Below are 2,163 nucleotides of genomic sequence, written 5' to 3'. Positions count from 1 at the left end.
TGCCCCGGAATCGGTGGCCGGATAAAATCGGAATGGGTGGCCGGATACTTTCGGAATCAGTGGCCGGATGACCCCGGAATACGCAGTCCCCATCCTCAACGACGTGAGCCAGCTGATCGGGGCAGTTGCGATCAGCCGTGCCGCAATCGTGGGGATCATTAAGCCCAAGGGCCATCCGTTCAGCGTCACTGCTAAAGGTGGCGACCGGTCTAAGGTTGTTGTGCAATGGCGTCTGATGGCACCCTTTGCGGCAGTACTGTTTCTGTCACTGCTGGGTCTTGTGATCGGTATAGTTTCCGACCGTTTTGCATTTTCCGATGCCGGCGACGGCAAGTGGGTCGTGCTGTTCTGGAGCATTTACAACGTGATTGTCCTCTCAGTTACGGTTATCACCTGTATCGAGCTTCCTAGAAGTGAGAAACACATCGCAGACGTGCCCGAACGGGCGACGTTTCATACCGAGGGACGCAGCACCGATCTGTGGATCACCTCACTGACATCGGACACCGTCCGGCTGCGCGGCATTCCCTATCCCGAAGGTACGCGGGGTCTCTTGCAGATCGACGATGTTGGGCAGGTTCAAGCCTACGTCATCGCACAATTACGCGAAGGTGCCCGCCTCCATCTTCTTCCCACGGAAAAGCAGCGCGAGGACCTGATGCTGCGGTTCTATGCAGACGACAGCATGCCCGGCGTCGCGCGCGTTCGAAGTGCCGCCATGATTGCCGACATCGCGCGCCGCTTTTCGTCTAGCACAGGCCGGGCTTGACCTAGCGACGTTTCAGAATTTGCAGACGGGCGAGGGACGCAGACAATTGCGCCATTTCTTTTGTCCGGTTCAGGTCGGGAGGATAGATATCCTTGCCGTCCGCGATGTTTTCTGCCGATTTTCCAAGCGATGCGATGGGCGCAATGAAAACGCGTATGAAACCCGCAGTGAGAAGCGCCAGGATGCCAACCACGCTCGCCACAACGATGAACCACTGGGCTTTTATGGTCGCGACGCTGCTGCCAAAGAATGAACTGTCTAGACGGCCGACCAGACGCCAGCCAAAGTTCGGCAGATCAGCGTAAAGGATCGAAGGCACAAGCGACGAGAAGTACGTCTTCCCGTCCGGCCAGACCTCACGTCCATCCAGAGTGACACCCGACATGGACGCCTGCAGCATCTGCAATTCGTCGGCATTGGGAATTTCATTGTCTGATGCCATGATGATCGTGCCATCGGCGCTGGCCAGGTAAAGCGTCAGGCCAAGAGTCTCGGCCTGTTTCCGCAGATAAGCCTCTGCCCAGGCAAAGTTGATATGGACGCCCACGACGCCCAGTTTTTGTCCCATCTCGTCAGTGACGGGCATGGCGAGATCAACGAAGCGTAGGTCCGATGGCGCACCGGGGCTTAGAATTTTGGCAAGCAGAACGGCCTCGTGGACATCACCCGCATATGCTGATTGGAGGCCGTTACGGAACCACGGCCTTTCGCTCACATTGGCACCGACCAGCAGGCCATCTGAAGCCTCGAGGACGTTTCCATTCAAGTCCGCAAGACCGATCCAACTAATGCGTGATCCGTCACCGCGCATACCGTCCATCATACCAGTAATCCGTTGCGAACCACTGTTGGGGATATTCTGTACAAGTGATTTCAAATCGCGCCAGTCATTGTGGAGGCTTTGCGCCAGGTTCTGACCTGCGGAATTTGCCCGAACCCGAACAGCAGTATCAAGTGCGCCGTCCAACATTGAAGATGACTTTGTGGAAAGCAGCACTGTTGTCGAAAGTCCCACAAGGACAATACCGACTGCGACAAATCCGCACACGGCCTGTGTCAAGGTCAACGTCGTATAAGTCGGTGCACTCGGCATCGTCTGCCCTTTCAAAACGTGTTGATTGAGAAACCAGCAAAGATGACTGATGATTCGAACCTGTATCCGACGCGTAAACTGAGTGGACTGCCGGTCAAACGCTTAGCAATTGCAATCGACCTCTCGGCGTAGCTGGTACTTTCTCCCTGCGACAGCTCGATGGCAAAGTCGGGCTGTGCAAAACTTACCTGCGAAAGCATGAACCATGATCGATCGATGCTGTTGACGTCTGCCAAAAGATAAAGGCTGCCGAAAGTCGTTGAGACATAACGCTCTGCGACGGCTTTCACGCCCAAATCGA

At 55.6% G+C, this 2,163-nt stretch carries 2 protein-coding genes and 1 pseudogene; 1 reads left to right on the top strand and 2 read right to left on the bottom strand.

Annotated features, from left to right (window positions below; all coding sequences use genetic code 11):
- Positions 1 to 67 precede the first annotated feature (67 nt).
- Positions 68 to 769, top strand: a complete 702-nt coding sequence (locus ACOI1H_RS25140) for a hypothetical protein (protein ID WP_422441006.1) — start codon at positions 68 to 70, stop codon at positions 767 to 769.
- 1 nt (position 770) lies between these two features.
- On the opposite strand, the gene ACOI1H_RS25135 is transcribed toward ACOI1H_RS25140, so the two are convergent.
- Both ACOI1H_RS25135 and ACOI1H_RS25130 read right to left on the bottom strand, forming a co-directional pair.
- Complete coding sequence (locus ACOI1H_RS25135) at positions 771 to 1,862, bottom strand: cache domain-containing protein (protein WP_422441005.1); 1,092 nt, start codon at positions 1,860 to 1,862, stop codon at positions 771 to 773.
- 11 nt (positions 1,863 to 1,873) lie between these two features.
- Positions 1,874 to 2,163, bottom strand: a pseudogene (locus ACOI1H_RS25130) (hypothetical protein); the annotation flags it as partial.

This window comes from Loktanella sp. DJP18 (assembly GCF_049310965.1).
In the GTDB taxonomy this organism is placed as follows: domain Bacteria; phylum Pseudomonadota; class Alphaproteobacteria; order Rhodobacterales; family Rhodobacteraceae; genus Loktanella.
This window is presented reverse-complemented; position numbering and strand designations above follow the sequence as displayed.